At 75.1% G+C, this 26242-nt stretch carries 26 protein-coding genes and 1 pseudogene; 16 read left to right on the forward strand and 11 right to left on the reverse strand.

Going from position 1 to position 26242, the window contains the following annotated elements; translation table 11 throughout:
- The first annotated feature begins 71 nt into the window (after positions 1-71).
- Positions 72-689, forward strand: coding sequence for an NYN domain-containing protein (locus F593_RS0118175; RefSeq protein WP_022930171.1), 618 nt, complete (start codon positions 72-74; stop codon positions 687-689).
- Between the two features lie 5 nt (positions 690-694).
- Here the strand turns inward: F593_RS0118175 and F593_RS28775 are convergent, their stop codons facing one another.
- Entirely contained in the window at positions 695-1954 is a 1260-nt protein-coding gene (locus F593_RS28775) for an NEL-type E3 ubiquitin ligase domain-containing protein (RefSeq protein ID WP_022930172.1), read from the reverse strand.
- 80 nt (positions 1955-2034) lie between these two features.
- Here F593_RS28775 and F593_RS0118185 point away from each other — a divergent pair, with 80 nt between their 5' ends.
- Positions 2035-2430, forward strand: coding sequence for a nuclear transport factor 2 family protein (locus F593_RS0118185; protein WP_022930173.1), 396 nt, complete (start codon positions 2035-2037; stop codon positions 2428-2430).
- 24 nt (positions 2431-2454) lie between these two features.
- On the opposite strand, the gene F593_RS0118190 is transcribed toward F593_RS0118185, so the two are convergent.
- Positions 2455-3312: a PhzF family phenazine biosynthesis protein gene (locus F593_RS0118190; protein WP_022930174.1), complete on the reverse strand. Its 858-nt coding sequence runs from the start codon at positions 3310-3312 to the stop codon at positions 2455-2457.
- 148 nt (positions 3313-3460) lie between these two features.
- Here F593_RS0118190 and mce point away from each other — a divergent pair, with 148 nt between their 5' ends.
- Both mce and F593_RS0118200 read left to right on the forward strand, forming a co-directional pair.
- Positions 3461-3874 carry a methylmalonyl-CoA epimerase gene (mce, locus tag F593_RS0118195; protein ID WP_022930175.1) on the forward strand — a complete coding sequence of 138 codons (414 nt, stop codon included), beginning with the start codon at positions 3461-3463 and terminating at the stop codon, positions 3872-3874.
- A gap of 45 nt (positions 3875-3919) precedes the next feature.
- The gene (locus F593_RS0118200; RefSeq protein ID WP_022930176.1) at positions 3920-4141 is read left to right on the forward strand and encodes a hypothetical protein; all 222 of its coding nucleotides are present in this window, start codon (positions 3920-3922) and stop codon (positions 4139-4141) included.
- A gap of 91 nt (positions 4142-4232) precedes the next feature.
- Here F593_RS0118200 and F593_RS0118205 read toward each other — a convergent pair whose 3' ends face one another.
- Together F593_RS0118205 and F593_RS0118210 are read right to left on the reverse strand one after the other, a co-directional pair.
- Positions 4233-4652, reverse strand: coding sequence for a hypothetical protein (locus F593_RS0118205; protein WP_022930177.1), 420 nt, complete (start codon positions 4650-4652; stop codon positions 4233-4235).
- On the reverse strand, positions 4649-5521 hold the full coding sequence (locus F593_RS0118210) for a diacylglycerol/lipid kinase family protein (protein ID WP_022930178.1): 873 nt from the start codon (positions 5519-5521) through the stop codon (positions 4649-4651). Before F593_RS0118210 ends, F593_RS0118205 begins: the two co-directional genes overlap by 4 nt.
- Before the next feature lie 155 nt (positions 5522-5676).
- Here F593_RS0118210 and F593_RS28780 point away from each other — a divergent pair, with 155 nt between their 5' ends.
- From F593_RS28780 to F593_RS26490, 3 genes are all read left to right on the forward strand, one after another.
- Entirely contained in the window at positions 5677-6402 is a 726-nt protein-coding gene (locus tag F593_RS28780; RefSeq protein ID WP_022930179.1) for a phosphatase PAP2 family protein, read from the forward strand.
- The gene (gene ychF / locus F593_RS0118220; RefSeq protein ID WP_022930180.1) at positions 6399-7484 is read left to right on the forward strand and encodes a redox-regulated ATPase YchF; all 1086 of its coding nucleotides are present in this window, start codon (positions 6399-6401) and stop codon (positions 7482-7484) included. The genes F593_RS28780 and ychF overlap by 4 nt, the downstream gene beginning before the upstream one ends.
- 80 nt (positions 7485-7564) lie before the next feature.
- Positions 7565-9253 (forward strand): hypothetical protein, encoded by a 1689-nt coding sequence (locus F593_RS26490; RefSeq protein ID WP_022930181.1) that lies wholly within the window; start codon positions 7565-7567, stop codon positions 9251-9253.
- Here the strand turns inward: F593_RS26490 and F593_RS31130 are convergent.
- The 4 genes and pseudogenes from F593_RS31130 to F593_RS0118260 form a co-directional block, all read right to left on the reverse strand.
- Positions 9250-9708: a KUP/HAK/KT family potassium transporter gene (locus F593_RS31130; RefSeq protein ID WP_022930182.1), complete on the reverse strand. Its 459-nt coding sequence runs from the start codon at positions 9706-9708 to the stop codon at positions 9250-9252. The two genes, F593_RS26490 and F593_RS31130, sit on opposite strands and share 4 nt — an antisense overlap.
- 112 nt (positions 9709-9820) lie before the next feature.
- Positions 9821-11173: pseudogene (locus F593_RS27455) on the reverse strand (potassium transporter Kup); the annotation flags it as partial.
- A 55-nt stretch (positions 11174-11228) separates the two neighbouring features.
- Positions 11229-12806: an SLC13 family permease gene (locus F593_RS26500; protein ID WP_022930187.1), complete on the reverse strand. Its 1578-nt coding sequence runs from the start codon at positions 12804-12806 to the stop codon at positions 11229-11231.
- A gap of 155 nt (positions 12807-12961) precedes the next feature.
- Positions 12962-14635, reverse strand: coding sequence for a SpoIID/LytB domain-containing protein (locus tag F593_RS0118260; RefSeq protein ID WP_157251959.1), 1674 nt, complete (start codon positions 14633-14635; stop codon positions 12962-12964).
- 208 nt (positions 14636-14843) lie between these two features.
- Between F593_RS0118260 and F593_RS0118265 the strand changes: the two genes are divergently transcribed.
- Complete coding sequence (locus F593_RS0118265) at positions 14844-16841, forward strand: glycoside hydrolase family 2 protein (RefSeq protein ID WP_022930189.1); 1998 nt, start codon at positions 14844-14846, stop codon at positions 16839-16841.
- 29 nt (positions 16842-16870) lie between these two features.
- Here F593_RS0118265 and F593_RS0118270 read toward each other — a convergent pair whose 3' ends face one another.
- Positions 16871-17644 (reverse strand): VOC family protein, encoded by a 774-nt coding sequence (locus tag F593_RS0118270; RefSeq protein WP_022930190.1) that lies wholly within the window; start codon positions 17642-17644, stop codon positions 16871-16873.
- Positions 17645-17980: 336 nt separating this feature from the next.
- On the opposite strand from F593_RS0118270, the gene F593_RS0118275 reads away from it, so the two are divergent.
- The 8 genes from F593_RS0118275 (at position 17981) to F593_RS0118310 (ending at position 24207) form a co-directional block, all read left to right on the forward strand.
- Positions 17981-18448, forward strand: a complete 468-nt coding sequence (locus F593_RS0118275) for a hypothetical protein (protein ID WP_169449222.1) — start codon at positions 17981-17983, stop codon at positions 18446-18448.
- Positions 18449-18519: 71 nt separating this feature from the next.
- Positions 18520-19131: a hypothetical protein gene (locus F593_RS0118280; protein WP_022930192.1), complete on the forward strand. Its 612-nt coding sequence runs from the start codon at positions 18520-18522 to the stop codon at positions 19129-19131.
- A gap of 148 nt (positions 19132-19279) precedes the next feature.
- Positions 19280-19777 (forward strand): hypothetical protein, encoded by a 498-nt coding sequence (locus F593_RS0118285; RefSeq protein WP_022930193.1) that lies wholly within the window; start codon positions 19280-19282, stop codon positions 19775-19777.
- 151 nt (positions 19778-19928) lie between these two features.
- Entirely contained in the window at positions 19929-20867 is a 939-nt protein-coding gene (locus tag F593_RS0118290; RefSeq protein WP_022930194.1) for an ABC transporter ATP-binding protein, read from the forward strand.
- Positions 20864-21667 (forward strand): ABC transporter permease, encoded by an 804-nt coding sequence (locus F593_RS26505; RefSeq protein ID WP_022930195.1) that lies wholly within the window; start codon positions 20864-20866, stop codon positions 21665-21667. The genes F593_RS0118290 and F593_RS26505 overlap by 4 nt, the downstream gene beginning before the upstream one ends.
- A 25-nt stretch (positions 21668-21692) precedes the next feature.
- Positions 21693-22937: a sensor histidine kinase gene (locus tag F593_RS0118300; protein ID WP_022930196.1), complete on the forward strand. Its 1245-nt coding sequence runs from the start codon at positions 21693-21695 to the stop codon at positions 22935-22937.
- Positions 22934-23638, forward strand: coding sequence for a response regulator (locus tag F593_RS0118305; protein ID WP_022930197.1), 705 nt, complete (start codon positions 22934-22936; stop codon positions 23636-23638). Before F593_RS0118300 ends, F593_RS0118305 begins: the two co-directional genes overlap by 4 nt.
- A gap of 41 nt (positions 23639-23679) precedes the next feature.
- Positions 23680-24207, forward strand: coding sequence for a hypothetical protein (locus tag F593_RS0118310; protein ID WP_022930198.1), 528 nt, complete (start codon positions 23680-23682; stop codon positions 24205-24207).
- A 33-nt stretch (positions 24208-24240) separates the two neighbouring features.
- On the opposite strand, the gene F593_RS0118315 is transcribed toward F593_RS0118310, so the two are convergent.
- Positions 24241-25560 carry a class II fumarate hydratase gene (locus F593_RS0118315; RefSeq protein WP_022930199.1) on the reverse strand — a complete coding sequence of 440 codons (1320 nt, stop codon included), beginning with the start codon at positions 25558-25560 and terminating at the stop codon, positions 24241-24243.
- Positions 25561-25702: 142 nt separating this feature from the next.
- Positions 25703-26158, reverse strand: coding sequence for a carboxymuconolactone decarboxylase family protein (locus F593_RS0118320; RefSeq protein WP_022930200.1), 456 nt, complete (start codon positions 26156-26158; stop codon positions 25703-25705).
- Between the last annotated feature and the right edge of the window lie 84 nt (positions 26159-26242).

The following is a 26242-nucleotide window of genomic DNA, read 5'->3' on the forward strand; positions in this document are numbered from 1 at the left end:
GCGCACCCCGGGGTGGTCCGTCGCCGGGACGCCACCGGGGCCCCGGCCGCCCGGGGTGACAGGATGGGCGCGTGACCGATCCGCGGATGCTGCTGCTCTGGGACTCGCCGAACATCGACATGGTGCTCGGCCAGCTCATCCTCCGGCGCAAGCCGACGGGGCGGGAGCGGCCGCGCATCGACGCGCTGCGCGACTGGCTGCGCGAGCGCGCCGACGACACCGCCGATCCGAATGCCTCCCCACCCATCCCGCGCCCCAAGATCGAGGCGTCCGTCTTCGCCAACGTCACGGAGCGCACGTTCAACGGCGTCGTCGGCTGGGCCGAGGTCGTGCGGCAGTCCGGGTTCCGCATGTTCCTCAAGCCGAAGTTCCGGGACGACTCGGACGTCGACGAGGACATCCTCAACCTGCTCGCCGAGCGCCACCGCGAGGGCGGCCTGCGCGAGGCGATCCTCATGTCCCACGACGGCATGGCGTTCGTCGAGGCGGCGAAGACGCTCATCGCCGACGGCGTGCACGTCACCGCGCTCGTCTTCCCCGAGCACGCGCACCAGCTCTGCATGGTCGACGGCATCGAGGTGTTCGACCTCGAGGACATCCCGGGCCTGTTCGAGTCGGCGCTCCCCCGCCTCACCTTCGCCAGCCTGCCCGAGACGGGTCGCTGGCTCGAGCCGATCGGCGAGATCTAGGCCGCTCAGCCTTCGAGCTCAGGGGTGTCGGCGCCCCGCCGGCGCCCGCCGGGGAGCTTGCCGGCCATCCGCCCGATCGGGTTGACGGCGCGGCTGAGCTCCTCCGCCGCCTGACGCATCCCCGCGACCGTCTCTGCGATCCCGTCGATGGACTCGCGCAGGCCCTCGAGCGGGCGCAGCTGCTGCTCGAGCGCGCCGAGCGGGCGCAGCGTGGCGTCGAGCGTCGCGAGCGGCCGGAGCGTGTCGCTCAGGGTCTCGAGCGGGCGCAGGGTGTCGCCGAGCGTCTCCAGCGGGTGCAGGGTGTCGCCCAGGGACTCGAGCGGGCGCAGCTGGTCGCCCAGCGCCTCCAGGGGGCGCAGCCGGTCGCCGAGGTCCTCGAGGGGCTTCAGGCGCTCACCCAGGTCCTCCAGGGGCTTCAGGCGGTCGCCCAGGTCCTCGAGCGGCTTCAGGCGGTCGCCGAGCTCGCCGAGGGGGCGCAGGCTCTCGTCGAGCGTCTCGAGGGGGCGGAGGCTCTCGTCGAGCGTGCCGAGGGGGCGGAGCGCGTCGTCGAGGCCCGCGAGCGGGCGCAGCGCCTGCTGCAGCTCGGCCAGGCCCGCCAGCGCCTCGGACAGGTCGGCGAGCTGGTCCAGTGGGCCGTCCGGGGCCAGCAGGCGCTCCACGCCCCCGTCCTCGGCCAGCAGGCGGTCGAGGGTGCCGCCGTCCTGGATCGCGCGGTTCACCGTCGAGCCGGGCTGGAGCAGCAGCTCGAACGTCCCCCGGTCCTGGAGCAGCAGCTCGGCGATGCCGTTCGGCGCCAGCAGCCGGTCGAGGACCCCGTCGCGGACCAGCGCCTGTTCCAGCGCGCCCCCGGGCTGCGTGAGCAGGTCGAGCGGGCCGCCGGGGGCGAGGAGGCGGTCGAGGGGGCCGTCCTCCGCGATCAGCCGGTCCAGCGGGCCGCCCTCGTCGACGAGGCGGTCGACGGCCCCGCCGTCGGCGAGCAGCCGGTCGAGCGGGCCACCCGGCGCCAGCGCGCGGCCGAGCGGGTGGTCCGTGCCGGTGAGCGCGGCGAGCTGCTCGATCCGGGCGAGGGGACCGTCCGGGGCGGCCAGGCGCGAGAGCTGATCGACCGTTCCGCCCTCCGCGATCAGCGCGGTGATCCGCTCGCCCAATCCCCCCGGTCGCCGCAGCGGTCCCCGCGGAGCGGTGAGGTCGCGGGCGGCGAGGACGAGCTCGGCGGAGGCGACGACGGTGCGGGCCGGGAGCAGCGCGAGCGAGAGGAGGCCCATGGCCGCGACCCTACGGGCTGACCGACCGGAGGACCAGTCGGGGCGAGCCCGGGTGGCCCGCGCGGTACAAGGAGGACGCCATGCCCGACGCCCCGCAGGTCTACCTCGACCACCTCACCGCCGTGACGACCGCCGACGCCGCGCTGCTGCGCCGCGTCTGGGAGCCGGACGGCCTGCTCGAGTTCCCGTACTCCACGAGCATCACGGGCGACGTCATCCGCCTGGAGGGCATCGAGGCGATCGTCGACCGCTTCGGGCGCCCCGGCGGCGGCATGTTCACGGGCGGCTGGACGTTCCGCGACGTGGAGGCCTGGCCCGTCGCCGACAGCCGCGACTGGGTGCTCGAGATGCACGGCTCGAGCGTCGTCGCCGCCACGGGGAAGCCCTACGAGCAGGACTACGTCGTGCGGTTCGGGCTCTCGGAGGGCGGTCGGCTGGCCTGGATGCGCGAGTTCTGGGACCCGACCCGCGTGTGAGCCCGCCCGCACCGGGCCCCCGCCCTACAGCTCGACGGTCCCCGCGATGCAGGTGACGCAGTCGCCGCCGACCCAGATGTCGTCGCCGGCGTCCTGCACGTGGACGCGGCCCGCCCGCTGCATGACGGCGCCCTGCGCGGCGACGTACGAGGCCGGGGCCAGGCCCGCGCCCCGGAGCCACTGGGCGATCCCCGCGTTGAGGCTGCCCGTGACCGGGTCCTCGGCCGAGCCGCCGACGTCGGGGTAGAACGCGCGCACCTCGAACGCCGTCTCCGCGCCTTCGGGCTGCGGGGCGACGACGCCGAGCTTCGTGTCGCCGAGGATCCCGAAGTCGGGGCGCAGCGCCAGCACGCGCTCGGCGGAGTCCAGCAGCACGCCGACCCAGCCCGGGCCGTTGTCGATCCACGCGTGGGCGCGGAGGTCGTCGCGCTCCAGCCCGAGCCCGGCGGCGATCGTGGCCAGCAGGTCCTCGTCGACGGGGCCGGAACGCAGGAGCTCCGGGGCCGCGAAGGCCAGACGACCCCCGTCGCGGCGAAGCGGCACGAGCCCGACGCCGCACTCCTGGACTATCCGCTCGGCGTCCTGCGGCGTCCCCCCGGTGCCGTCGGGGCCGCCGCCCTGCAGCCACGCGTGGCACGAGCCGAGGGTCGGGTGGCCCGCGAAGGGCAGCTCGCCGCCGGGCGTGAAGATCCGCAGACGGTAGTCCGCCTCGGGCGTCGTGGGCGGGAGCAGGAACGTCGTCTCGGACAGGTTCGTCCACCGCGCGAAGGCGCCCAGCTCCTCGTCGCTCAGGCCCTCGCCGTCGAGCACCACGGCGACCGGGTTGCCGCGGTACGGGACCGCGGTGAAGACGTCGACCTGGCGGAACGGACGCGTGCGCATGCCGCGATCTTCGCAACGGCCCGCCCCGGCCGGGGTCGCCGTGCGCACGCCACCCGGCGGCCGGCGTCCCCCGCGGCGGCCGGGGCGCACGGGGCGGTGGGCGCCCAGGGCGGGCGGGCCGGGGTCGCGTGCGAGATAGGCTGCGCCCATGTTCGACCGGATCGACCACCTGGGCATCGCCGTCGCCCCCGAGGACCTCGACGACCAGATCGCGTACCACCGCGACGTCCTCGGGTTCGAGCTCGTGCACCGCGAGACGGTCGAGTCCCAGGGCGTCGAGGCCGTGCTCTTCGACGTCGGCGAGAACCACGTCGAGCTGATCTCGCCGCTGGGTCCGGACACGGGCGTGGCCAAGTTCCTCGCCAAGAACGGCCCGGGCCTGCACCACGTCGCCTACCAGACGACGGACATCGTCTCGGCCCTCGCCACGCTGAAGGAGCGCGGCGTCGTGCTGATCGACGAGGAGCCGCGCACCGGCATCCGCAACAGTCGCGTGGCGTTCCTCCACCCGAAGTCCACCGGCAAGGTGCTGACCGAGCTCACCGAGCCGGCGCACCACTAGCCCCCCCTCTTCCCGCCTCACCCCACCGACCCCTCAGGAGAGCCCGTGTCCGACGACAAGCAGCTCCGCGTCTCCATCGGCCTCGACAGCGCCCCGCCGCTGACCGTCCGCCTCACCGCCTCCCAGCTCGACGCCCTGCGGGGGAACCTCGCAAACGGCGGCTGGACCGAGGTCGAGGCGGAGGACGCCGACGTGCACCTCAACCTCGACAAGGTCGTGTTCCTGCGCGTCGAGAAGGACGACCAGAAGGTCGGCTTCGGGCTCTGAGCGCCCCCGGGGCGGTGGCGCTCACGCGTCGCCGCCCCACGGCCGCACCCTGGCCACCCTGGGCGCGTCGCCGCCCCGAGCGGCCCGCGCCTCAGCGGATCGTGCAGCGCGGCCCGGCGTCCGCCAGGCACCGCGTGAGCTCGCCGCGCGCGTAGCGGGCCGCGTTCGTGCGCTCGCGGGCGAGGACGCGGGGGTCCGTCCGCGTCAGGCACGCCTCGTAGACCTCGTCGCTGGCCGTGTAGTTGCAGTACCGCGTGACGCGCTCCAGGCTCTCGCCGGAGCCGCGCGCGTCGAGCTTCGGCGGCCCGCTGCTCAGCGAGTTCAGCACGACGACGAACACCACGACCATCGGGATCGCGCCGAACATCAGGAGCAGCAGCAGGCGGCTCTGCGAGCGGGCGTGCGCGCGGGCCGGCCGCGGACGGTCCGGCCGGTCGCGCAGGTGCGGCGCCAGCGGCGGCTGCTCCTCGACGACGCCGTCGTGGTCGTCCTCGGGCGGCACGGCGGTCACTTGGTCCTCCGCCACCAGGCCTGCGCGACCTCGGCTGGCAGCACGACCTGCACGGGCCCGAGCGGCGCGGCGGTGACGTCGCCGAGGTCGAGGATCTCGCCGTCGACGTTCCAGAGCAGGTCCGGGTCGACGTCGATGTGGATCTCGTGGCCCTGGAAGATCTGGGTCCCGCCGCGGTTGCCGCCCTGGCGCATGCCCCACACGCGGCGGATCAGCGACGCACGGGAGCCCGCCTCGAGCACGAAGATCTCCATCTCCTTCGTCTCGGCGTCCGCCGTCGGCAGCTGCACGCCGCCGCCGAAGGACCCGGAGGCCGCGACGAGCGCCTGCCACACGTCGCCCTCGTAGACCCGCTCGCCGTCGACGCTGACGCGCGTGTGGACCTGGGTGCCCTTCATCCCGGCCTTCAGCGCGCCGATGGCGTAGGCGATCGGGCCGAGCTGCTTCTTCAGCGGCGCGGCCTCCTTCGCGGCGTCGACCGCCAGGCCGATCGAGGCGACGTTGACGAACGGGTGGCCGTCGAGCGTGGCGCCCCAGATCGTCTGGTCCCGCGCGTCGGGGTCGGCGGCCAGGGCGATCGCCGCGTCGAAGTCGGCGGGGATGCCCATGCCGCGGGCGAAGTCGTTCGCGGTACCCGCGGGGAGGATCGCGAGGGTGGCGTGGTGCTTCGCGCACGCGGCGAAGACGGTGCCGATCGATCCGTCACCGCCGGCGACGACGACGCGGTCCGCACCGGACGAGGCCGCGGCGTCGACGTCGTCGAGCGTGAAGGTCTCGACCTCGTGGCCGGGCTTCCGCAACCGGTCGGCGATCTCGTCGGCGTCACGACCGGCGCCGGACTTGGGGTTCACGACGAGGGCCAGGCGCACGCCGCGTATGTTGCCCGACCGGCAGGCGGCGAGCGCGACGCCGGACGATCGGGCGGTGGGACCGGGCGGCCGGGGCGGTCGACCCGTGCCGACACCGGCCGTGGGGCGACGGCCCCGGCGCGGCACGGGTCCCGGCGTGGCCGTACCCTCGTGGGGTGTCGTTCCTGACCCCCGACCCACGCCTCCGCCGGGAGGCCGTCGACGCCCGCCGCAGCCTCATGGCGCGGGCCCTGCACGGCCCCGTCGGCCGGACCTTCGCCCGCGTCGACCTGGCGGGCATGCGCCTCATCCGCTCGACCGCCCGGTCGCGGCGCGCGACGCGCGTCATCGTCGTCTTCTCCCGCTCGGGCGAGCACGGCGCGCTGTGGCTCGGGATCGGTGCGCTCGGCGCCACGCTCGACCGCGATCGCCGCGAGGACTGGCTCGTCGGCGTCGCCGCCATCGGTGCGTCCTACGTCGCCAACACGATGGTCAAGCAGGTCGCCCGCCGGCCGCGGCCGCAGCTGCGCGACCTGCCGCCGCTCGTCCCGACCCCGACGCAGCTGAGCTTCCCCAGCTCGCACTCCGCCTCCTCCTTCGCCGCCGCGGCTGGGTTCGCCCACCTGCTGCCGAAGGGCCCGCTGTACGCGACCGCGACGGCGATGGCCGTCTCGCGCGTGCACCTCGGCGTGCACTACCCGACCGACATCGCCATCGGCGGCGTCCTGGGCTGGGCCGTCGGCGGGACCGTCCGCCGGGCCGGCCACCGCGTCGCCGAGCGCCGCCGGGCCGCCGGGAACCAGGACCGTCCCGTCGAGCAGGCCGCCACCGCCGCGGCCGTCGCCACCGCCACCGTCGCCGCGACCGCCGCGGCCACCACCGAGAACGGAACCGCCGCATGAAGATCGGCATCGTCGGCATGCCCAACGCGGGCAAGTCGTCCCTCTTCAACGCCCTGACCAAGTCGGGGGCCGAGGCCGCGAACTACCCCTTCACGACGATCGAGCCCAACGTGGCGGTGGTGCCCGTCCACGACGACCGGATGGTCGCGATCGCGGAGCAGATGGGCGCGTCGGAGATCGTCTTCGACCACATCGACTTCCACGACATCGCGGGTCTCGTCGCCGGCGCGCACAAGGGGGAGGGCCTGGGCAACAAGTTCCTGGCGAACATCCGCGAGACGGACGCGATCGTCCACGTCGTCCGTGCCCACGACGACGCGAACATCATCCATCCCGACGGCTCGGTGAACCCGATCCGGGACATCGAGACGATCGAGACCGAGCTGCTCATGGCCGACCTCGAGCAGGCCGAGCGCCGGCTCGAGCGCGTCACGAAGATGGCCCGCGGCGGCGACGCCGAGGCCAAGGCCGAGCAGGCGTGGCTCGAGGAGGTCATCGCCGCGCTGAACGAGGGCAAGCCGGCGCGCATGGTCGCCGCCCCCGAGGACCACCCGCACGTGGTCAAGACGCTCTCCCCCCTGACGGCCAAGCCCGTCCTCTTCGTCGCCAACGTCGACGAGAACGACGCCTCGGGCGAGGTCCCGCCCGCGATCGCGGAGCACGCCGCCGCGATGGGCGCCGTCGCCGTCGCGGTCTCCTCGCGCCTCGAGGCGGAGCTGATCGAGATGGACGACGAGGAGGCCACCGCGATGCGCGAGGACATGGGCTTCGCCGAGTCGGGGCTGCAGCGGATCGCCAAGGGCGCCTTCGAGCTGCTCGACCTGATCACGTTCTTCACCGTCGGCTCCGGCGTGCGCGGCCAGTCCTGGCACCTCAAGCGCGGCCTGACGGTCTGGCACGCGGCCGGCGAGATCCACACGGACATCCAGAAGGGCTTCGTCCGCGCCGACGTCGTCGGCTGGCAGGAGCTGCTCGACGCGGGCGGCTACTCCCAGGCGCGCGACAAGGGCACGCTGCGCACCGAGGGCCGCGACTACGTGATGCAGGACGGCGACGTCATCACGGTCAAGCACACGAACTAGGCGGCAACGCCGGCCGCCCCCGGGCCCACGGGCGAGGAACGCCGTATACAGCGAGCCCGCCCGCTGGCATGATGGCGCCCATGCGCCGCATCCTGCTGATCGTCCTCGGTGGTGCGCTCCTCGTCCCGGCGGGGGCGTCGGGGGCGGTGCGGCACGCTGCGCCCGGGGGGACCGGGTCGGCCTGCGAGGCCACGACGCCATGCCGGCTGTTCACCGCGTTGGACGGCGCGGCCGCCGGCGACGAGGTGGTGGTCGCGCCGGGCGACTACGGATCCGCCGCCGCGCCCCTGACGTTCGACGGCCAGTTCAACGCCCCCGGCCTCGACGTTCACGGCCTACCCGGCCAACCCCGCCCGCGCATCTACTCCAGCGCCGCGTACGCCCTCGCGTTCTACGGCGGCGGGGTACGGGTCTCCCACCTGCACGTCATCACCACGGGAGACGGGCAAACCCCGCTGTCGCTGTCGTTCGCCCCGGGCAGCGTGGCCGACGACGTCGTGGCCGAAGCACGGGGATCGTCGACCGCGTGCTTCGTGGGCAACGTGCAGACGATCCAGAACTCCGTCTGCTGGGCGTCCGGGGAGAACGGACGCGGCGTGGCGGCGCTGGGGTCCGTGTACGGCCCGACGGACGCGACGCTCCGGAACGTGACCGCGTGGTCCGCCCAGGGTGAGGCCGTCTTCGCACAATCCTCGGCGGACCGCCCGGTGCAGCTGCACCTCCGCAACGTCATCGCCCAGGGATCGGGGGTCTCGATCGGGGCCTACGCGTTCGACGCCCCGGCGACCATCGACGCGTCCGGCTCGAACTTCCCGCCCGAAGAGGTCGAGGCGAGCGTCGGGGCCACGGCTCCGAGCGCGGCCGGGAACCAGAGCACGCCCCCGCTCCTCAACGACCCCGAGGCCGGCGACTTCTCGCAGGTCGCCGGCTCACCGACGGTCGACGCCGGACGGGACGACCAGACGGCCGGCACCTTCGCCTTCGGCGGGCTCACTCCGCGGGTGCTGGGCGGGGGCGTCGACATCGGCGCGGACGAGCAGACCGTCGCCCCGGCCGTCGGGACCGCCAACCTGGGGCCCGTCGGCCCGACGACCGCCGTCCTCGTCGGCACCGTCGACCCCGAAGGGCTCGCGACGACCCACCGCTTCGAGTACGGCCCGACGACCGCCTACGGGTCCGCCACGCCCGAGGGCACCCTGCCGGTCGGCGGTGCACCCGTGACCGTCTCCGGCGCCCTGGACGGCCTCGCGCCGCGGACGACCTACCACGCCCGGCTCGTCGCCACGAACGCGCGCGGCACCACGGTCGGGCCGGACGTGACGTTCACGACGACGAGCATCGACGTCCTCGCGCCGCCCCGGGTGGGCTCGCCCGGTCCGCCGCTGCCACCCCCGGTACCGGTCGCGCCGAAGCTCGCCGCCGTCTCCGTCACCCCCGCCCGCGCCCGCGCGGGCAAGGCCGTGCGGCTGAAGCTGCGGCTCGACCAGGACGCGACGGTGCGGATCGGACTCGTCCGCCTGAGCACCGGGCGCAGGAAGGGCACCCGGTGCGTCGCGCCGGCGAAGGCCGCGCGCAAGGCGAAGCGGTGCACGCGCGCGGTGCCCGTGCGGTCGATTCGCCGTGAGCTGGACGCCGGCACGCGGACGGTGACGTTGCCGCGCACGTTCCTGCCGCGGGCTGCGGGCCGCTACCGCATCACGGTGCAGGCCACGGCCGCGGACGGACGCCGCAGCCGGACCACCACCCGGGCGCTGACCGTCCTGCGCTAGAACGCGATCCGCGAGCCGAGCGTCACCACGCGCTCGGCGGGCAGCCCGAAGTAGTCCGCCGGACTGGCGGCGTTGCGGGCCATGGCGACGAACAGCGCCTTGCGCCAGCGGGCCATCCCCGGCGAGCGGTCGGGGACGATCGTGATGTGGGAGAGGAAGTAGGTGGCGTGGTACGGGTTGAAGTCGACCTCGAGGCCCGGCGGGGTGCGGCGCGCCTGGGCGAGCGCGCCGGGCACGTCGGGGCGGTCCTGGAACCCGAACCGCAGGGTGATGTGGCTGTAGCCGTCGTGGTCGGCGCCCAGGGGGTCGAAGAGCACCCGGTCCGCCTCGGGGACGTGCGGCGTGGTGGTGGTCTCGATCGTCACGATCACGACCTCCTCCGGGATCGCCTTGATCCGGTCGACGGCCACGCGCAGCGCCAGCGGCGTCGTCTCCCGCGACGGGTTGAGGTACACCGGCGACGCCGGGCTGGCGCGGGATGGGCGGCACCTTGGTGTGCATCCCGTCGACGAACTCCTGCAGCGGCCCCTCGGCCTGCACGCGGGCGGCCGTGACCTCCTCGCGCCCCCGGTCCCACGTGGTCAGGAAGAGCAGCACGATCGCGCCGACGAGCAGCGGGAACCAGCCCCCGTGCGCGATCTTCGTGACGTTCGCGGCGAGGAACAGCAGGTCGACCGTCACGAAGCCCAGGACCCCGGCGACGACCATCCACAGCGGCTTCTTCCACAGCACGCGCACGACCACGAGGAAGAGGATCGAGTCGATGAGGAGCGTGCCGGTGACGGCGATGCCGTAGGCCGTTGCGAGCTTCGCCGAGCTGCCGAACCCGATCACGAGCGCCACGACCGCGACGAACAGCGCCCAGTTCACCGCGGGCACGTAGACCTGCCCGATCTCCTCCTCCGACGTGTGTCGGACCTGCAGCCGCGGGAGGAACCCGAGCTGCACCGCCTGCCGGGTGACGGAGAACGCCCCCGAGATCACGGCCTGCGAGGCGATGAGCGTCGCCATCGTCGCGAGCACCACCATCGGCACGCGCGCCCACTCCGGCATCAGCAGGTAGAAGGGGCTCGAGATCGCGGACGGGTCGTCCAGGATCAGGGAGCCCTGGCCCATGTAGTTCAGGGTGAGCGCCGGGAAGACGACGAAGAACCACGCGCGGCTGATGGGCCGCCGGCCGAAGTGGCCCATGTCGGCGTAGAGCGCCTCGGCCCCCGTCACCGCGAGCACCACGGACCCGAGCGCGATGAACGCGATCCCCGGGTGCCCCGCGAAGAACTCCACGGCGTAGTGCGGCGAGAGCGCCCGCAGGATCGCCGGGTGGTGGACCAGCCGGCCGATCCCGGCCGCGGCCAGCACCACGAACCAGACCACCATGATCGGCCCGAAGACCCGGCCGATGACGTGCGTCCCGTAGCGCTGGACGGCGAACAGCCCGGTCAGGACCGCGAGGGTGAAGGGGAGCACGACCGACTCGAGCTCCGGGGCGGCGACCTCGATGCCCTCGACCGCGGAGAGCACGGAGATCGCGGGCGTGATCATGCCGTCGCCGTAGAACAGCGCGACGCCGAAGAGCCCGGCGACGATCAGCGCCGCCTTCACCCGCGGGCGCTGCAACCCGGCGCGGCGGACGAGCGCGACGAGGGCCATGATGCCGCCCTCGCCCTCGTTGTCCGCCCGCATGATGAACGTCACGAACTTGATCGAGACGATCAGCGTGACGGACCAGACGATCAGCGAGATGATCCCGTAGACGTCGCCCTCCGTCGGCTTCACGGCCCCGTCGTCGGCCGCGAAGACCGCCTGCAGCGCGTACAGGGGGCTCGTCCCGATGTCGCCGAAGACGACGCCGAGGGCCCCGAGGGTCAGGGCCGCCAGCCCCGCGTGGTGCCGGGGGTGCCGCGTGCGGGGGGTCGCCATCGCGCCGGGACTGTACGCCTCCCCCGGCGCGGCGTCGGACGTGGCGCGCCGCCGCTCAGACCAGCCCGACGACCCCCGCCATCAGCGAGACGCCCGCGACGATCGTCACCGCGCCGATGACGTCGAAGACGAGGCCGGAGCGCACCATCTTCGTGATCGGCACCATGCCCGAGCCGTAGACGATGGCGTTCGGCGGGGTGGACACCGGCAGCGCGAACCCGTAGGACGAGCCGAAGACCGCGGCGAGCGCCGGGATCAGCGGCTCGACACCCGCCGACGCCGCGATCGGGATGACGATCGGGACGACGATGGAGACGCTCGCGGTGTTCGACGTCGTCTCGGAGATGACCACGGCGACGACCGTCGCCAGCAGGGTGATCGTCAACAGCTGCGAGACGCCGAGCGTCTCTGCGAGGTTGCTGCCCACCACCTCGGCCAGCCCGGTGTCGGCGAGCAGGCCGCCGAGGGCGATGCCCGAGCCGAAGAGCAGGATCGTGCCCCAGTCGATCTGCACGGCCTCGCTCCAGCTCAGCGTGAACTTGCGGGCCTTCCAGTCCACCGGCAGGACGAAGAGCAGGGACGCCGCGACGAGCGCGACCACGCCCTCGTCCGCGCGGTCCAGGACCTGCTCGTAGAACTTCGCGTCGTCCCCGAGGACCAGCCCGATGATGCCCGGGAGGATCCAGAACGTGACGGCCACGCCGAACGCGACGAGCGTGTTGCGCTCGCCCCGCGACATCGACCCCAGCCCCGCCCGCTGCTCCGCGATGTACTCCTCGGCCCCCTCGATGCGCCGGACCTCGGGCCGGTTCAGCGCGATCAGCAACACGCTGAGGATGAGGAACATCACGAGCACGATCGGCGCCGCCGTGGCCACCCAGTCGAAGAACGTGATGCGCTGGTCCGTCGCCTGCTCGATGAACTCGCGGCCGATGAGGTTCGGCGGCGAGCCGATCGGCGTCAGCAGCCCCCCGATCGAGGCGGCGTAGGCGATCATCAGCATGAGCGCGGTGCCGAACCGCAGGCGGTTCGGATCGCGGTCGCCGTCGGCCTGCTCGGCCACCATCTTGGACAGCGACCCGACGATCCCCATGCCGATCGGGAACAGCATCGCGGCCGCCGCGGTGTTCGAGATGAACGCCGAGAGCAGGGCGGAGATGACGCCGAAGGCGATGATCGTCCGGTAGGTCGAGCCCGCCACGCCCGGCAGGCTCAGCACCGCGAACGCGAACCGCCGGTCGAGCCCGTGGACCCGCATCGCCTGGGCGATGATGAAGCCGCCGATGAAGAGGAAGATCGTCGACGACGCGAACGCGCCGAAGACGACATCCGCCGCGGGATCCTCGGCGTCGGCCGGCACCGCGTTCAGCACGATCGCCAGGGCCATCCCCAGGAACGCGGTGACGGGGATCGGGATCGCCTCGGTCAGCCACCAGGTGATGACGAAGAGGAAGACCGCCGCGAGCCGCTGCTGCTCCGGCTCGAGTCCCAGGGGGAGCACGAGGAAGAGCAGCAGGAGCGCCGGGCCGAGGAACAGCCCGATCGTGCGCCGGCCGCGCTCGAAGCGCTCCTCCTTCGGCGACAGGCTCTCCGTCTGCTCGTCCAGCGTCGCGTACGTCCCGCCCTGCCCCATGCCAGCCTCCGGCCTCGTGTGGGCCGACGCTACCTGGCGCGCCGTCGCTCGTGGCGTCGGTCGACCGGCGGACGGGGGTGGACGGGAAGGCGGGTGGCCGGGCGCGGGTCGCCGGCGCGCGCAGGTCCGACCGACCCGAGCCCGGGGCGGGCCGCTCAGCCCGCGTCGACGGACGGCGTCGTGAAGCCGCCCGCGGCGACCCGCCACCGGCCGGCGCTGGGGACGGCGACCTCGAAGCCGCCACCGCCGTCGAGCGCGACGCGGCGGACGGTGCGCCAGCGCCCGTCGACCCGGCGTTGCACGCGCGCGGCGCCGCCCCGGGGTGCGGGACGGATCCCGCCGACGAGCCGGCAGTCGTTCGCGGCCTTCTCCGGCGCGCGCTCGCCGGCCTGCGAGAGCAGCGCCGCCAGGTCCCGGGTGCCGCGCTCGGCGATCGCCAGGGCCCCGGTGGCGGGGTCCTCGGCCGCGGCGGCCGGTCCCGCGCCGCCCGCCGGCGTCGCACCCGGCCCGGCCGCGGCCGATCCCGCCGTGGCCGCGCCCGGTCCGGTCGCGGCCGTCCCCGGTTCCGGGGTGGCCGCGGCGGCCTCGGAGGTCGTCGCCGAACCGGCGTCCGCCCGCGCGTCGCCGACCGTCGCCGCACGCCCGTCGCCGCGACCGGCCGGCAGGCAGCGCGAGATCGAGACGGTGGCGAAGGACGCCCAGCGGTCGGGCAGGTCGAACGCGAGCTGCAGCGCCTCGCCCGAGACGCGGCGCACCCCGCGGGTGCCGACCACGCGGGCGCGCACGACGCGGGGCGAGTCGCCGCGGCGCAGGACCTCGATCCGCCGCAGCGCGCCGACGCCGAACCGTGCCGTGCGGTCGTTCGCGCCGGGGGTGGAGAACGTGCGGGTCCAACGCCGCAGGCCCGCGTCGGGCTCGTGCGGGTCGGGCACGCTGACGAGCCAGGAGCGCTTCGCGGGGTCGGGGAAGACGTTGCGCGCGTCCTCCGTGCGGCCGCCGCTCGTGGAGAAGAAGTACGTCGTGACGGGCTTGCGGTCGACGGTGACGACGCGTCCGCGGGTGGCGGCGATCGCCTTGTCACCCGCGGCGCTCTCGCCCGAGATCCCGGCGTAGACCTGGGAGCGCGTGTCGGGCCACTGGTCGAACGCGCGGCCGCCGACGGCGTTCGTGATCGCGTAGGTGCGGGCGGCGACCGCCTGGGCCTGCAGCGCCGCGGCGGGCCACGAGGCCGGCGACTCCTTCGTCACGACGCCGCGCAGGTAGTCCTCGAGGTCGAGGTCGTTGACGACGACGATCCCGTCGCCGTCCGGGAGCACGTCGAGCCGCCCGCGGAAGCTGCCGTCCTGCACGCCGTCGGCCGCCTGCCCCGCCACGCGCACGGCACCGCCGCCGCCCGGGAGCACCCGCACGCCCGTCCCCGCCCGCCCGAGCGCGCGGGAGGCGCCGACCCGCCGCACCTCGACGCCGGTGCCGCTGCGGAGCAGGCGGTAGGAGCGCTCCGGCGAGACCTTCAGGCCGCCGATGGAGCCCGCGCCGGAGACGGTCGTCTCGCTCCGGCCCCACTGCAGGGCCACGCGCACGCGGCGCGCCCGCGGCAGCCGCGAGAGCTCCGTGCCCGTGTAGTAGTGCGCGAGGATCGTCTTCGCGTCGGCGCCACGCAGCGCCATGCCGCGCGCGCCGTACTGGCTCATGCCGACGCCGTGGCCGAAGCCCGCCCCGCGGATCTGGAGCTGCTCGATCGCCCCGGCGGGCGCGGCGGACACGCCGGACGCCACCGCGGCGAGCAGCGCCGCAGTGATCACCGCCGTCCGTCGTCGCCCGTGCTGCACCCCTCGACCGTAGCGCCCGACCGGCCCTGCGCGACGCACCCCGCCGACGCGGCGCTCCCGGGCCGACCGGCCGCGGACCGACTCGCGAGTAGGTCCGGCGCGCGTGGCGGCTCGAGACGGTGTCCGCCGACCGGCACGACCCCCTCGGACCTCCGCTAGGCTCGCCCCTTCGCGCGACCGGCGGTCGTCCCCGTCGCGCTCCCTCCCCGTGTCGCTCGCGCCCCGCCGTACGCTGCTCATCCTCGCCGCGCTGCTCGTCGCCGCCGGGCTGGTGGCCGCGGTGCTGCTGCTGCCCGGCGGTCGTCCAGCCGGGACCGCCGCCCACGCCGCACAGCCCGTCCCCGGCGCGCCGGGGACCCCGGTCACGCTGGGCGGCCCGTTCGGGCGCGTCGCGCTGTCGACGGGGTGGACGGTCGCCGACGACCCCCGGACCCAGGGCACCGGCCGCGGCTGGCAGCAGGGCGGGTTCCGTGGCCGGGCCGTGACCGTGCCGTACGTGCCCAACGCCGCCCGGATCACGGGCGCGCGCGGGGTGGTCAGCCACCGCGGGTCCGTCGCCTGGTACCGGCGGACGATCCGCGTCGACGAGGACGGGCAGTACGCGGTCGCCTTCGGCTCCGTCAACCACCACGCCACGGTGTGGCTGGACGGGAAGCAGCTGGCGAAGCACACCGGCGAGTTCCTCCCCTTCGAGGCGCGCACCACCCTGGAGGCCGGCCGGACCTACACGCTCGTCGTCCGCGCGGACTGGCGCGACCCCGAGCGGATGAAGCGGCAGGGCTGGCACCGCCTGTGGTTCAACTACGGCGGCATCAACCGCGAGGTCACGCTCCGCCGGCTCGGGCCCAGCGAGGTCCGCTCCCCGTACGTGACGACGGTGCTGCAGGGCGGCAAGGCGCGCGTCACCGTCAGCGCCGACGTCGTCAACCGCACGGGCACCGCCGCGCGCGAGGTGCCGTTGCAGGGCGTGCTGCGCCGCGACGGCCAGGAGATCCCGATCGCGTTCGCGCCCGTGACCCTGGAGCCCGCGAAGGACGCCCGCGTCACCGCGACGGTGAGCGTCGACGACCCCGCGCTCTGGGCGCCCGGCTCGCCCCACCTCTACGACCTGACGCTGTCCGTGCCGAACGAGAGCGCCTACCAGACCCGGGTCGGGCTGCGGCAGATCGAGAAGCGCGGGACGGACGTCTTCCTGAACGGGAAGCGCATCGAGCTGCGCGGCGCGTCGCTCCACGAGGACGCCCCGGGCTACGGCACGGGGCTGCACGCGCGGCAGATGGACGCGCTCGTCGCGGACCTCGAGCGAATCGGCGCCAACGCCACCCGCGCGCAGCACCCGCTCGCCCCCGCGCTGCTCGAGCGCCTCGACGCCGCCGGCATCCTCGTCTGGCAGGGCATCGGGCCGACGGACTCGCCCGGCGCCTGGACCAACAAGACGCCGGCGCAGGCCCGGAGCGCCCGCGAGCGGGTGCAGACCACCCTCGACGAGACGCAGTCGCACCCGTCCATCGTGGTCTGGAACCTCGTCAACGAGATCGCCCGCAACGGCAACAGCCAGGGCCAGATCCCGTACCTGCGAGCGATGACGAAGAAGCTCAAGGCGGAGGACCCCGGCAAGCTCCTCGCGCTCGACGTGTGGGCCACGCCGGTGGAGTACTCCCGCGAGGACCCGCTCGGGGGCGCCCGGGTGCCCGACCGGATGGGCGCCGTGTACCGCGACGTCGACGCGATCGGCATCACGAGCTACCAGGGCTGGTACAGCGAGCCGGGGCGGCCCATGGCAGTCCTGCGTGACAGCGTCGCCCGCTTCACCGACGCGGTGGCGAAGGTCTACGCGGGCAAGATCCTCGTGCTGACGGAGTTCGGCGCCGAGGCCAACGGCGAGAACCCGCGGGACCGGCCCGGCGGCTACGGCTACCAGGCCGACCTGCTGAAGACGACGATCGAGGCCTACGCGGCCAACCCGCGGGTCTCGGGGATGATCGTCTGGAACCTGCGCGACTTCGGCGTGGCGCCGACGTTCTTCGGCGGCTCCATCCGGCGCACCTACGGGGACACGATCCGCCTGGTGCGCGGCCTGAACCAGAAGGGCCTGTTCACCTACGGCGGCCGCCCGAAGCCCTCCGTGGCCGTCGTCCGCGACGCGCTGCTGCAGGCGACGGCGGGCGCGCCGGGCTCGACCGCGGCGACGACCGCCGGGAAGTAGCGAGCGCTCCGCCGGGGCGGGCGCGGGGCTCAGTCCTCGTCGTCCGGCACCGCGAGCAGCTCCGCCGCGCTGCCGACGGGCACCGGCTCGCCGACCACGAGGCCCGGCACGCCGCAGAGCTCGATCGTCACGGGGCCGGGGGCCGCGGCGTGGTCCGTCGGGAACCACGGGCGCCACTCGCGGACGCAGATCAGCAGGCCGGACTCGTCGCCCACGGCGGCGAACCCCGTCTGCGGGTCGCCGAACCACAGCTCCTCGCCGAGCGCCTCGAGCCGGTCGACGAGCGCGCCGACGTCGGGGGTGCAGATGCCGACCTCGCTGATGCCGCGCACGAGGGCCGCGCCGTGCACGGGCGCGCCGTCCTCGCCGCCCGGCGGCGTCCACGGGCGGCGGTGGCGGGCGATCAGCTCGACCACGTGGCCCGCGGGCGACATGACGTAGACGGAGTGGGCGACCCAGTTGGGGAAGTCGACGATGGTCTCGCCGTCCTGCAGCGCGATCAGCGGCGAGGCCCGCGCGAGCCACTCCGACGCCTCCACAAGCCGGTCCTCGGCGACCTCGAGCGCGACGTGGTGGCTCGGGGTCCCGGTCGCCCCGCCTCGCAGCCGAGCGCCGTCGGGCACCGGTTCGAACGCCAGGACCCCGTCGCCGACCCGCACCGCGAACCCGCCTTGGGGCGCGCCGGGCGCCGTCGCCAGACCGAGGCGCCCCGTCCACCACGCCTGCTCGTCCGCCATCCGGGCCGTCGCGAGGGTCACGCGGCGGATGCGGGGCGGGGCGTCGGAGGGCGGGGGCGCGGGCACCCCCACCACGCTAGTCGGTCGCGCGCGGCGGGTCGTCGGCGGGGCCCGCGACGGGCGTCGACGGTGGAGCGGTCCCGGCGACGCCGTTCACACCGGGGCGGTCGGCTAGCGTGCCCGGCCGTGACCGACGGTGCTCCCGGCCCGCACGCGACCCGCCCACACGACGTCGACGCGCCCAGGCCCGCTCCCCCGGAGGACGCGCGGGGGCCCCGCCGGGCCCGGGAGACGGCGGGGATCGGCCGGCGGCGCGGCCCCCGGTGGGCGTGGACCGCGGTCGACGGGGCGCGGGCGCGCCAGCGCCGCCTCGAGGCGTGGGTGGAGCGACGCTACCCGGCGTTGTACGACGGGCGCCACGCCGCCGCCGGTATCGGCCGACTCCTGTGGCCGCTGATCGGCCCGCTCCTCGCTGCCCTGGTACTCCTGCCGGTCGTGGCCGTCCTGGCGGGCCTCGTGTACGCGCTGCTGGCCCTCCTGGGCGCACTCGGCGTCGAGCCGCCGCGCGTCGACGTGCCGACGATCCCGCTCCCGGACGTCAGCGCCCCGGGATGGCTGCGGTGGCTGGGCGACGCGGTGTCCGATGTCCTCGACGTCCTGGGCCCGATCGCTCGCGTGCTGGTCGTCGGCGGCGCCGTGGTCTACGGGATCCACCGCACGTGGTCGGCCCGGCGGACGCGCCGCGAGGCCGAGGCGCTCGGGCGGACGGAGCTGGTGCGGCGGCTGGGCGTCGCGCTCGCCGCGACCGAGGAGCGGGCACGGGCCGCGGGGGCGACGACCGTCGGGGACGCGGGCGCCCGCGAGGCGTAGCGCCGCGAGCGGGGGTCGGCGACCGTCGTGCCCGTTTACGCTGTCGCCATGACGACGACGCCCCGGCGCGCGTGACGCCTACCGACGTCCCGCCCGCCCCGCGCCCCCGGCCACCGCGGACCGCCGCAGCCGGATCGTCGCCGGAGCCCACCCCGGCGACGCCGCTGCACCTCTGGGTCCGCGGCGGGCTGCGCCGCCGGATCGTCCTGACCGACGGCGGCGACGAGGCCCTCGCCGAGCTGACCATGCCCGGGAGCCGGCGTGCCCGGCGGCGGCAGGCGGGGACCGCGGAGGACCGCGACGGCGTCACGTGGGAGATGCGGGACGAGGATGGCGACGGCGTGACGGTGCGGCGCGACGGCGTCGTGCACGCGGCCGTCCGCGGCAGGGAGCTGCAGGTCGGCGACCGGCGGTACGTCCTCGTGCTCTACCCCGACGGGCTGCGCAGCGCGTCCGTCCGGGCGGCGGAGGGCACACCGCTGTTGCAGGTCCGTGCGCAGAGCGGACGGCGGCGCCGGCCCTGGGCCGTCCTGCGACCCGGGAGCGCGGGTCCGCTGGCGCTCCCCGGGATGCTCGCCGTCACCTACACCCTGCTGACCGACGAAGCCGACGCCGAGGGCGGTTCGGTCAGCGATCTCTTCTGGTCGCTGGTGCGCCCGTGGGAGTGGGGCACCGGCCCCTGAGGCCGCCGGGGGCCTGCGGGGCGCGGCGGTCTACGGGATCCACCGCACGTGGTCGGCCCGGCGAACGCGGCGCGATGCGGAGGCGCTCGGGCGGACGGAGCTGATGGGGCGGCTCGGCGTCGCGCTGGCGGCCCTCTACGCTGCACGCATGACCACCCGCTGGACCGTCACCGCGCGAGGCCGACTGCGAACCGTCATCGAGCTGCGCGGCGACGACGACGAGCTGCTCTCGACGCTGAAGCTCGGCAGCCGGCGGGACGACCACCGGGTCGCCGAGGCAACCGACCCCGACGGTCGGGAGTGGCGGGCCGAGGTCGGGATCGACGCGGTCGCCGTCGGGCTGGACGGCCGGACGTACGCGACGCTGGACGACGGGACCCTCACGGTGGCCGGCAAGAGCCTGCGCTGCACCGTCTCCCGGACCGGGGCCCGCACGGCGAAGGTCGTCGGCCCCGCGGGCCGCACGCTCCTGACGGCCGCACCCGGCCCGAAGGGTCGCTCGTGGGTGGTGTTCGAGTTCGACCGCGGCGAGCTCCCCCAGCCCCGCGCCGTGGTCCTCGTGATCGCGTTCCTCCTGCTCCACCTCGACGCGGAGCAGCTCAAGGGCAGCTCGTGGGCGGGAAACAACGGCAGCTTCGGGGGCTGATCACGCCGCACGCATGACCACCCCCGGGACCGTCCCGGCGCAAGGCCAACCGCGCGGGTAGCCGCCACGTCATCCTCAGGTCGCACGCGCGACCGTCAAGACCCCTCCCTGGACCGACGACGCGGCGCCACCCCGCGCCTACGGTCGGGGCATGATCGACGTCCAGTCCCTGACCAAGCGCTACGGCGAGCGCGTCGCCGTCGACGGGCTCAGCTTCCGCGCCGAGCCCGGGGTCGTCACCGGGTTCCTCGGCCCGAACGGCTCGGGCAAGTCGACCACGATGCGGATGATCCTCGGCCTCGACCGGCCGACGTCCGGGCGCGCCACCGTCGGTGGGCGGCCCTACGCGGAGCACGCGGCGCCGCTGCACGAGGTCGGGGCGCTGCTCGACGCGTCGGCGGTCCACCCGGGGCGCACGGCCCGGGCGCACCTCTCGTGGCTCGCCGCGACCCACGGCCTGCCGGCGCGGCGCGTCGACGAGGTGCTCGAGCTGGTGGGGCTGTCCGAGGTCGCCGGCCGCCGGGCCGGCCGGCTCTCGCTCGGCATGGGCCAGCGGCTCGGCATCGCGGCGGCGCTGCTCGGCGATCCCCGCACCGTCGTGCTCGACGAGCCGGTGAACGGGCTGGACCCCGAGGGCGTGCGGTGGATCCGCGAGCTGCTGCGGGGGCTGGCGGCCGACGGCCGGACGGTCCTCGTCTCGAGCCACCTCATGAGCGAGATGGCGCAGACCGCCGACCGTCTGGTGGTCATCGGCCGTGGCCGGTTGATCGCGGACACGACCGTCGCCGCGCTCGTCCGTGACGCCGCCGGGGTCGGTGCGCGCGTGCGCTGCGCCGCCCCGGACCGGCTCGGCAGGCGTCTGCGGGAACGCGGGGCCGAGGTGCACGCCGGGGCTGACGGCCTGCTCGTCGTGCGCGGCGTCGACGCCCCCGCCGTCGGCGACGCGGCCCTGGCGTCCGCCGTGGCGATCCACGAGCTGACCCCGCTGACCGCCACCCTGGAGGACGCGTTCATGGCGCTCACCGCCGACAGCGTCGAGTACCACGCGGGCGCTCGCACCGACGCCGACGATCGGATGGTGGTGCGATGAGCACCGCTGCCGCCCCCGTCCGTCCGCGCGACGTGACGCTCCCGTTCGTCCTGCGGTCGGAGTGGCGCAAGCTGCGCTCCCTGCGCTCGACCGTGCTCACCGTCGCCACCGCCGGCGCGTTCATGGTGCTCTTCGCCGCCGTCGGTGCCGTCGACCTGGCGGGCGACTGGGACGGCGCCACCCCCGCGGAACGCGCCGAGATGGACGCCGCCCAGGCCCTGCTCTCCGGGTGGTTCCTCGTGCAGGTCGTCGTGGGTGTGCTCGGGGTCCTGACGGTCACCTCGGAGTACGCGTCCGGCACGATCGCCACGACGCTCGCGGCCGTGCCCCGCCGGGTGCCCGTGCTGCTTGCGAAGCTCGCGGTGCCCGCGGCCGTCACCCTCGCCGTCCTCCTGCCCTCCACGCTCATGGCCCTGGTCGTCGGCAACGCCCTGCTGCCGCCGGAGCTGCGGATCGCGGCGGGCGACGACGGGCTCGTCCGCGCCGCGGTGGGCGCCTGCGTCGGGCTGACCGGCGTCTGCGCGCTCGGCACGGCGCTCGGGTTCCTCCTGCGCAGCACCGCCGGGGCGATCGGCCTGCTGGTCACCGTGCTGCTCGTCCTCCCCGGGATGGTCGCCGGCCTCTCCGATGGCCTGCACCGGGTCCTCCCGAGCAGGGCCCTGGACGCTCTCGCGACCGTGCATCCCGCCCGCAGCGCGTTCCCCCTCCTGGACTGGCCCGTCGCCCTGGCGGTCCTCGGCGCCTACGTCGGCCTGACGGCGGCGGGCGCCGCCGCCGTCCTGCGCCGGCGGGATGCGTAGGCGGGCGCCGCCTATGCTGCGCGCGATGCCGGCGACCACGCTGCACCAGGCGGTCGCAGACCCGCGGGCCCTGCCCCGCCGCGTCGCCGCGGCGTGGTCGGCCCGGCCGATGGTCGGCGACGCCGCGGTCGTCGTGCTGCTGCTCGTCGTGCTCCTCGTGAGCACCACCCCCGCGGTCGTCGACCCGGGCGACGAGCTCGCGCCGCCGGTGCTCGAGCTCGGCGGGGCCTGGCGCGCGACGGGCTGGGCGTGGGCGCTGCAGCTCGCCCTCGTCCTGCCCCTGCTGTGGCGGCGCACGGCGCCCACCCCGGCGTTCCTGGTCATCGCGGCCGTCGCGTTCGCGCAGTGGCTCGCGGGTCCCGAGCTCTACGGCGACCTCGCCGTGCTCGTCGCGCTCTACACCGTCGTGGCCCACGAGCCGCGCCGCGGGGCGGTGGCCCTCGCGTGCGGGATCTCCGTGCTCGGGCTCGTCCTCGCCGGGGCGCGGTGGGCCACACCGTCGGACGCCGGCCCGGCGGTGGCGATCGCCCTCGGGTCGCTGCTGGCGCTGCCCGTCGCGCTCGGCCTGGCCGTCCGCGGGCGCCGGAGGATGCTCGCCGCCACGCGGGCCGACGCCGCCCGGGCCGAACGGACGAGGATCGCCCGCGAGATGCACGACGTCGTGGCGCACAACCTGTCCGTCATGGTCGCCCTGAGCGACGGGGCCCGGGCGACCCTGGCCCGGGACCCCGCGGCGGCGAGCGACGCCATCGCCCACGTCTCGCGCACGGGCCGCGAGGCGCTGGCCGAGATGCGGCGGCTGCTCGGCATCCTCCACGCCGACGACGACGCCGCCGGCCCGCTGCGCCCGCAGCCCGGGCTCGACGACCTGCCGGAGCTCGTCGAGGCGGTGCGCTCCGCGGGGCTCGGGGTGACGCTGGACGTGGACCTGGGACCCGGCGCGCCGCCCCCGGCCGGCCTGGCCCTCACCGTGCACCGGGTGGTGCAGGAGGCGCTCACGAACGTCCTCAAGCACGCCCCGGCGGCGACGCAGGCCGAGGTGCGCGTCCGGCGCACGGGTGGGGCGGTCGACGTGACGGTGCAGGACGACGGCGCCCTTGCCACGCCGGTCCCCGCGACGGCTGGACCGGCCGGCGGAACGGCGGACGGCCTCGGGCTGCGGGGCATGGCCGAGCGGGTCGCGCTGCACGCCGGCACGGTGACCGCCGGACCGTCGGGATCCGGCTGGCGCGTCCACGCGACGCTCCACGAGCACGGGGCCGGGCGGTGAGCGTGGAGGGACCGATCGGCGCGGGGCGCGTGCGCGTCGTCCTGGCCGACGACCTGGCCCTGCTGCGCACCGGGTTCCGCATGGTCCTGGCCGCCGAGCCCGACATCGACGTGGTGGGCGAGGCCGCCGACGGCGACGAGGCCGTCCGCGCGGCCGTGCGGCTGGACCCCGACGTCGTCCTGATGGACGTGCGGATGCCCCGGACCGACGGGATCGAGGCAACCCGCCGGATCGTGGCGGAGGCCCCGCGCTCGCGGGTGCTGATCCTCACCACGTTCGACCTGGACGAGTACGCGTTCGCCGGCCTGCGCGCGGGAGCGAGCGGGTTCCTCCTCAAGGACGTGCCGCCGGAGCAGCTCGTCGGGGCGGTGCGCTCCGTGGCTGCGGGGGACGCGGTCGTGGCCCCGCGGGTGACGCGGCGGCTGCTCGAGACGTTCGCCGACCGGCTGCCGGCCGGGGACGATCCGGCGGAGCACCCGGACCTGGCCGCCCTGACGCCGCGCGAGCGGCAGGTGCTGCTCGAGGTCGCCGCGGGCCGCTCGAACGCGGAGATCGCCTCCCGGCTCGTCCTGACGGAGGCGACCGTCAAGACCCACGTCGGGCGGATCCTCGGCAAGCTCGGGCTGCGCGACCGGGTGCAGGTGGTCGTCTTCGCCTTCCGCAACGGGCTGGTGGATCCGGGCGCCCGCGGCGGCGGTTGAGCGGCCACGCGCCGGGCCGAGACGGTGTCTACGCTGCCGCCATGCGGCGCGCGAACCTGACCGCCCGGTGGAACATCCAGGTCAAGGGGTGCAGGCACCGCCGCCGGATCGCTCTGACCGACCACGCCGGCGACGTGCTGGCGACGTTGACCATGCCGCGCCGCAAGCGGCGCCGGCGCCGCAAGCCCGGGAAGGCCACCGGGGCCGACGGCACCGAGTGGACGCTGCAGTACGCGAAGGGCGACCGGGTCGAGGTCCGCAGCGGCGGGCTCGTCGTCGCCACCGCGGCCGTGCCCACGCTCGAGGTCGGCGGTCGGCGCCACAGGCTGAAGGTCCGCGACGAGGGCCCGCGCAGCGCGACGGCCGTCCCCTGGGACGGAGGCCGTCCGGCCCTGCGCGTCCGCGCCGACCTGGGTCAGCGCAACCCGTGGGCCACCCTCCACGTCGACCCCGACCTGGAGCACCCGCTCCCCGCCGCGCTCGCGCTGTCCTACCTGCTGCTCGCGATGGACGCGAACGAGGAGACGGGCTGCGGCGAGGCCCTCTGCGACTTCCTCGCCTCGGCGTGAGGGGGCGGGCGCCGAGCGCCCGCCCCCTCCGGCCTACGCCTGGTTGCCCGCGGCGATCTTCCGCAGGTCGATCGTGCGGTCGTAGAGGTCGGCGTCGACGCCCTCCGCGAGCGCCACGTCGCGCAGCGGCTCGCCGGACTCCGTCGCCTTCTTCACGATCTCCGTCGCCTTGTCGTAGCCGATCGCCTCGTTCAGCGCGGTGGCCGTGGCCAGCGTCGCGCCGGCGGACGCGTCGGTGCCCGCCTGGTTGGCGCGGATGCCGTCGATCGCCTTCTCCGCGAACGCCTTGCTGGCCGTGGAGAGCAGGTGGATGGACTGCAGCAGGTTGCGGGCGATGAGCGGCACGCGCACGTTGAGCTCGAACTGGCCCTGCATGCCGCCGATCGTGATCGCCGTGTCGTTGCCGATGACCTGCGCGGAGACCTGCAGGACGACCTCGGGCAGGACCGGGTTGACCTTGCCCGGCATGATCGACGAGCCCTTCTGCAGCTCGGGCAGGAACAGCTCGCCGATGCCGGCGCGCGGGCCCGAGCCCATGAGCGCGATGTCCTGGGCGATCTTCGTCAGCGAGACGGCGACGGACTTCAGGGCGCCGGAGAGCTCGACGAGCGCGTCGCGGTTGGCCTGTGCCTCGAACGCGTCCTCCGGGCCGGAGATGAGGTCGAGGCCCGAGTCGGCGATCAGGCGCTCGCGGACCTGTGGGGCGAACTCCTTCGGCGTGTTCAGGCCCGTGCCCGTGGCGGTGCCGCCGAGCGGGATCTGGCCGACCTGCGGCAGCGCGTTCTCGACGCGCTTCTGGCCCAGGCGGAGCTGCGCGGCGTAGCCGGCGAACTCCTGGCCGAGCGTGACGGGGACCGCGTCCATGAGGTGCGTGCGGCCGGCCTTGACGACGTCGGCGAACTCGTCGGCCTTGGCCTGCAGCGACGCCTCGAGCTGGGCGAGCGCGGGCAGCAGGCGGTTCGTCGCCTCGTCCAGCGCGGCGAGGTGGACGGCGGAGGGGAACGTGTCGTTCGACGACTGCCCCATGTTCACGTGGTCGTTGCGGTGCGCCTTCTCCCCCGTGAGCGCCGAGATGACCTCGTTGACGTTCATGTTCGTCGACGTGCCCGAGCCCGTCTGGAACACGTCGATCGGGAACTGGTCGTCGTGCTGCCCCGCGACGATGGCCGCGGCGGCCTCGCTGATCGCGTCGGCGATCCCCTGGTCGAGCTTGCCGAGGTCGGCGTTGACCTGGGCGGCGGCGCCCTTGATGCGCGCCTGCCACCGGATCACCTGGATCGGGACGCGCTCGCCGGAGATCGGGAAGTTCTCGACGGCCTTCTGGGTCTCGCTGCCGTACAGGGTCTCAGCCATGGTTCGGTCCCTCTCTTAAGGGTCGTGGGGCGACTGCGCCGGACACTACTCCGGCGGTGCGGGCCGGAGCGCGGACGCGCCCGAACAGCGCCCGATCTCCGCGTGCGCGGCACACCCCGGGCGTCAGCGGCCGGCCCCGGCGTCAGCGCACCGCGTAGCGGCTCGCGACCGCCACGCGGTTGAAGGCCCCCATCACGGTCGCCACCCACGTGACGGCGGAGAGCTGCTCCGCGGACAGGACCTCCGACACCGCGGCGTACTCCTCGTCGGACAGCCCGCCGTCGCCGACCCGCACGAGCGCCTCGGCGACGCGCAGCGCCGCCCGCTCCTCCGGCGTGAAGTACTCCGTGTCGCTCCAGGCCGGGAGCACGGCCAGGCGGTCGGGATCCTCCCCGTGCTTCAGCGCGTCGCGCGTGTGCAGGCGCAGGCAGAACGCGCACCCGTTGAGCTGCGACGTGCGGATCTTCACGAGCTCCACGAGCAGCGGCTCCAGACCGGCCTCGGAGGCGGCGTCGGCCGCCACGGACGACAGCGCGACCAGCGCCTCGTAGCCCTCCGGGTGCTGCTTGCCGACGTTCACACGGGCGGGAGCGGACATCGGCCCACCGTATCGAGGCCCGCTACGCGGGCGGTACGGCTCGCGGCGGGCGACCGGCGACGTGGCCGCGCGGTGCGGCCGACG

The sequence above is a fragment of the Patulibacter americanus DSM 16676 genome (genome assembly GCF_000420025.1).
Taxonomy (GTDB): Bacteria; Actinomycetota; Thermoleophilia; order Solirubrobacterales; family Solirubrobacteraceae; genus Patulibacter; species Patulibacter americanus.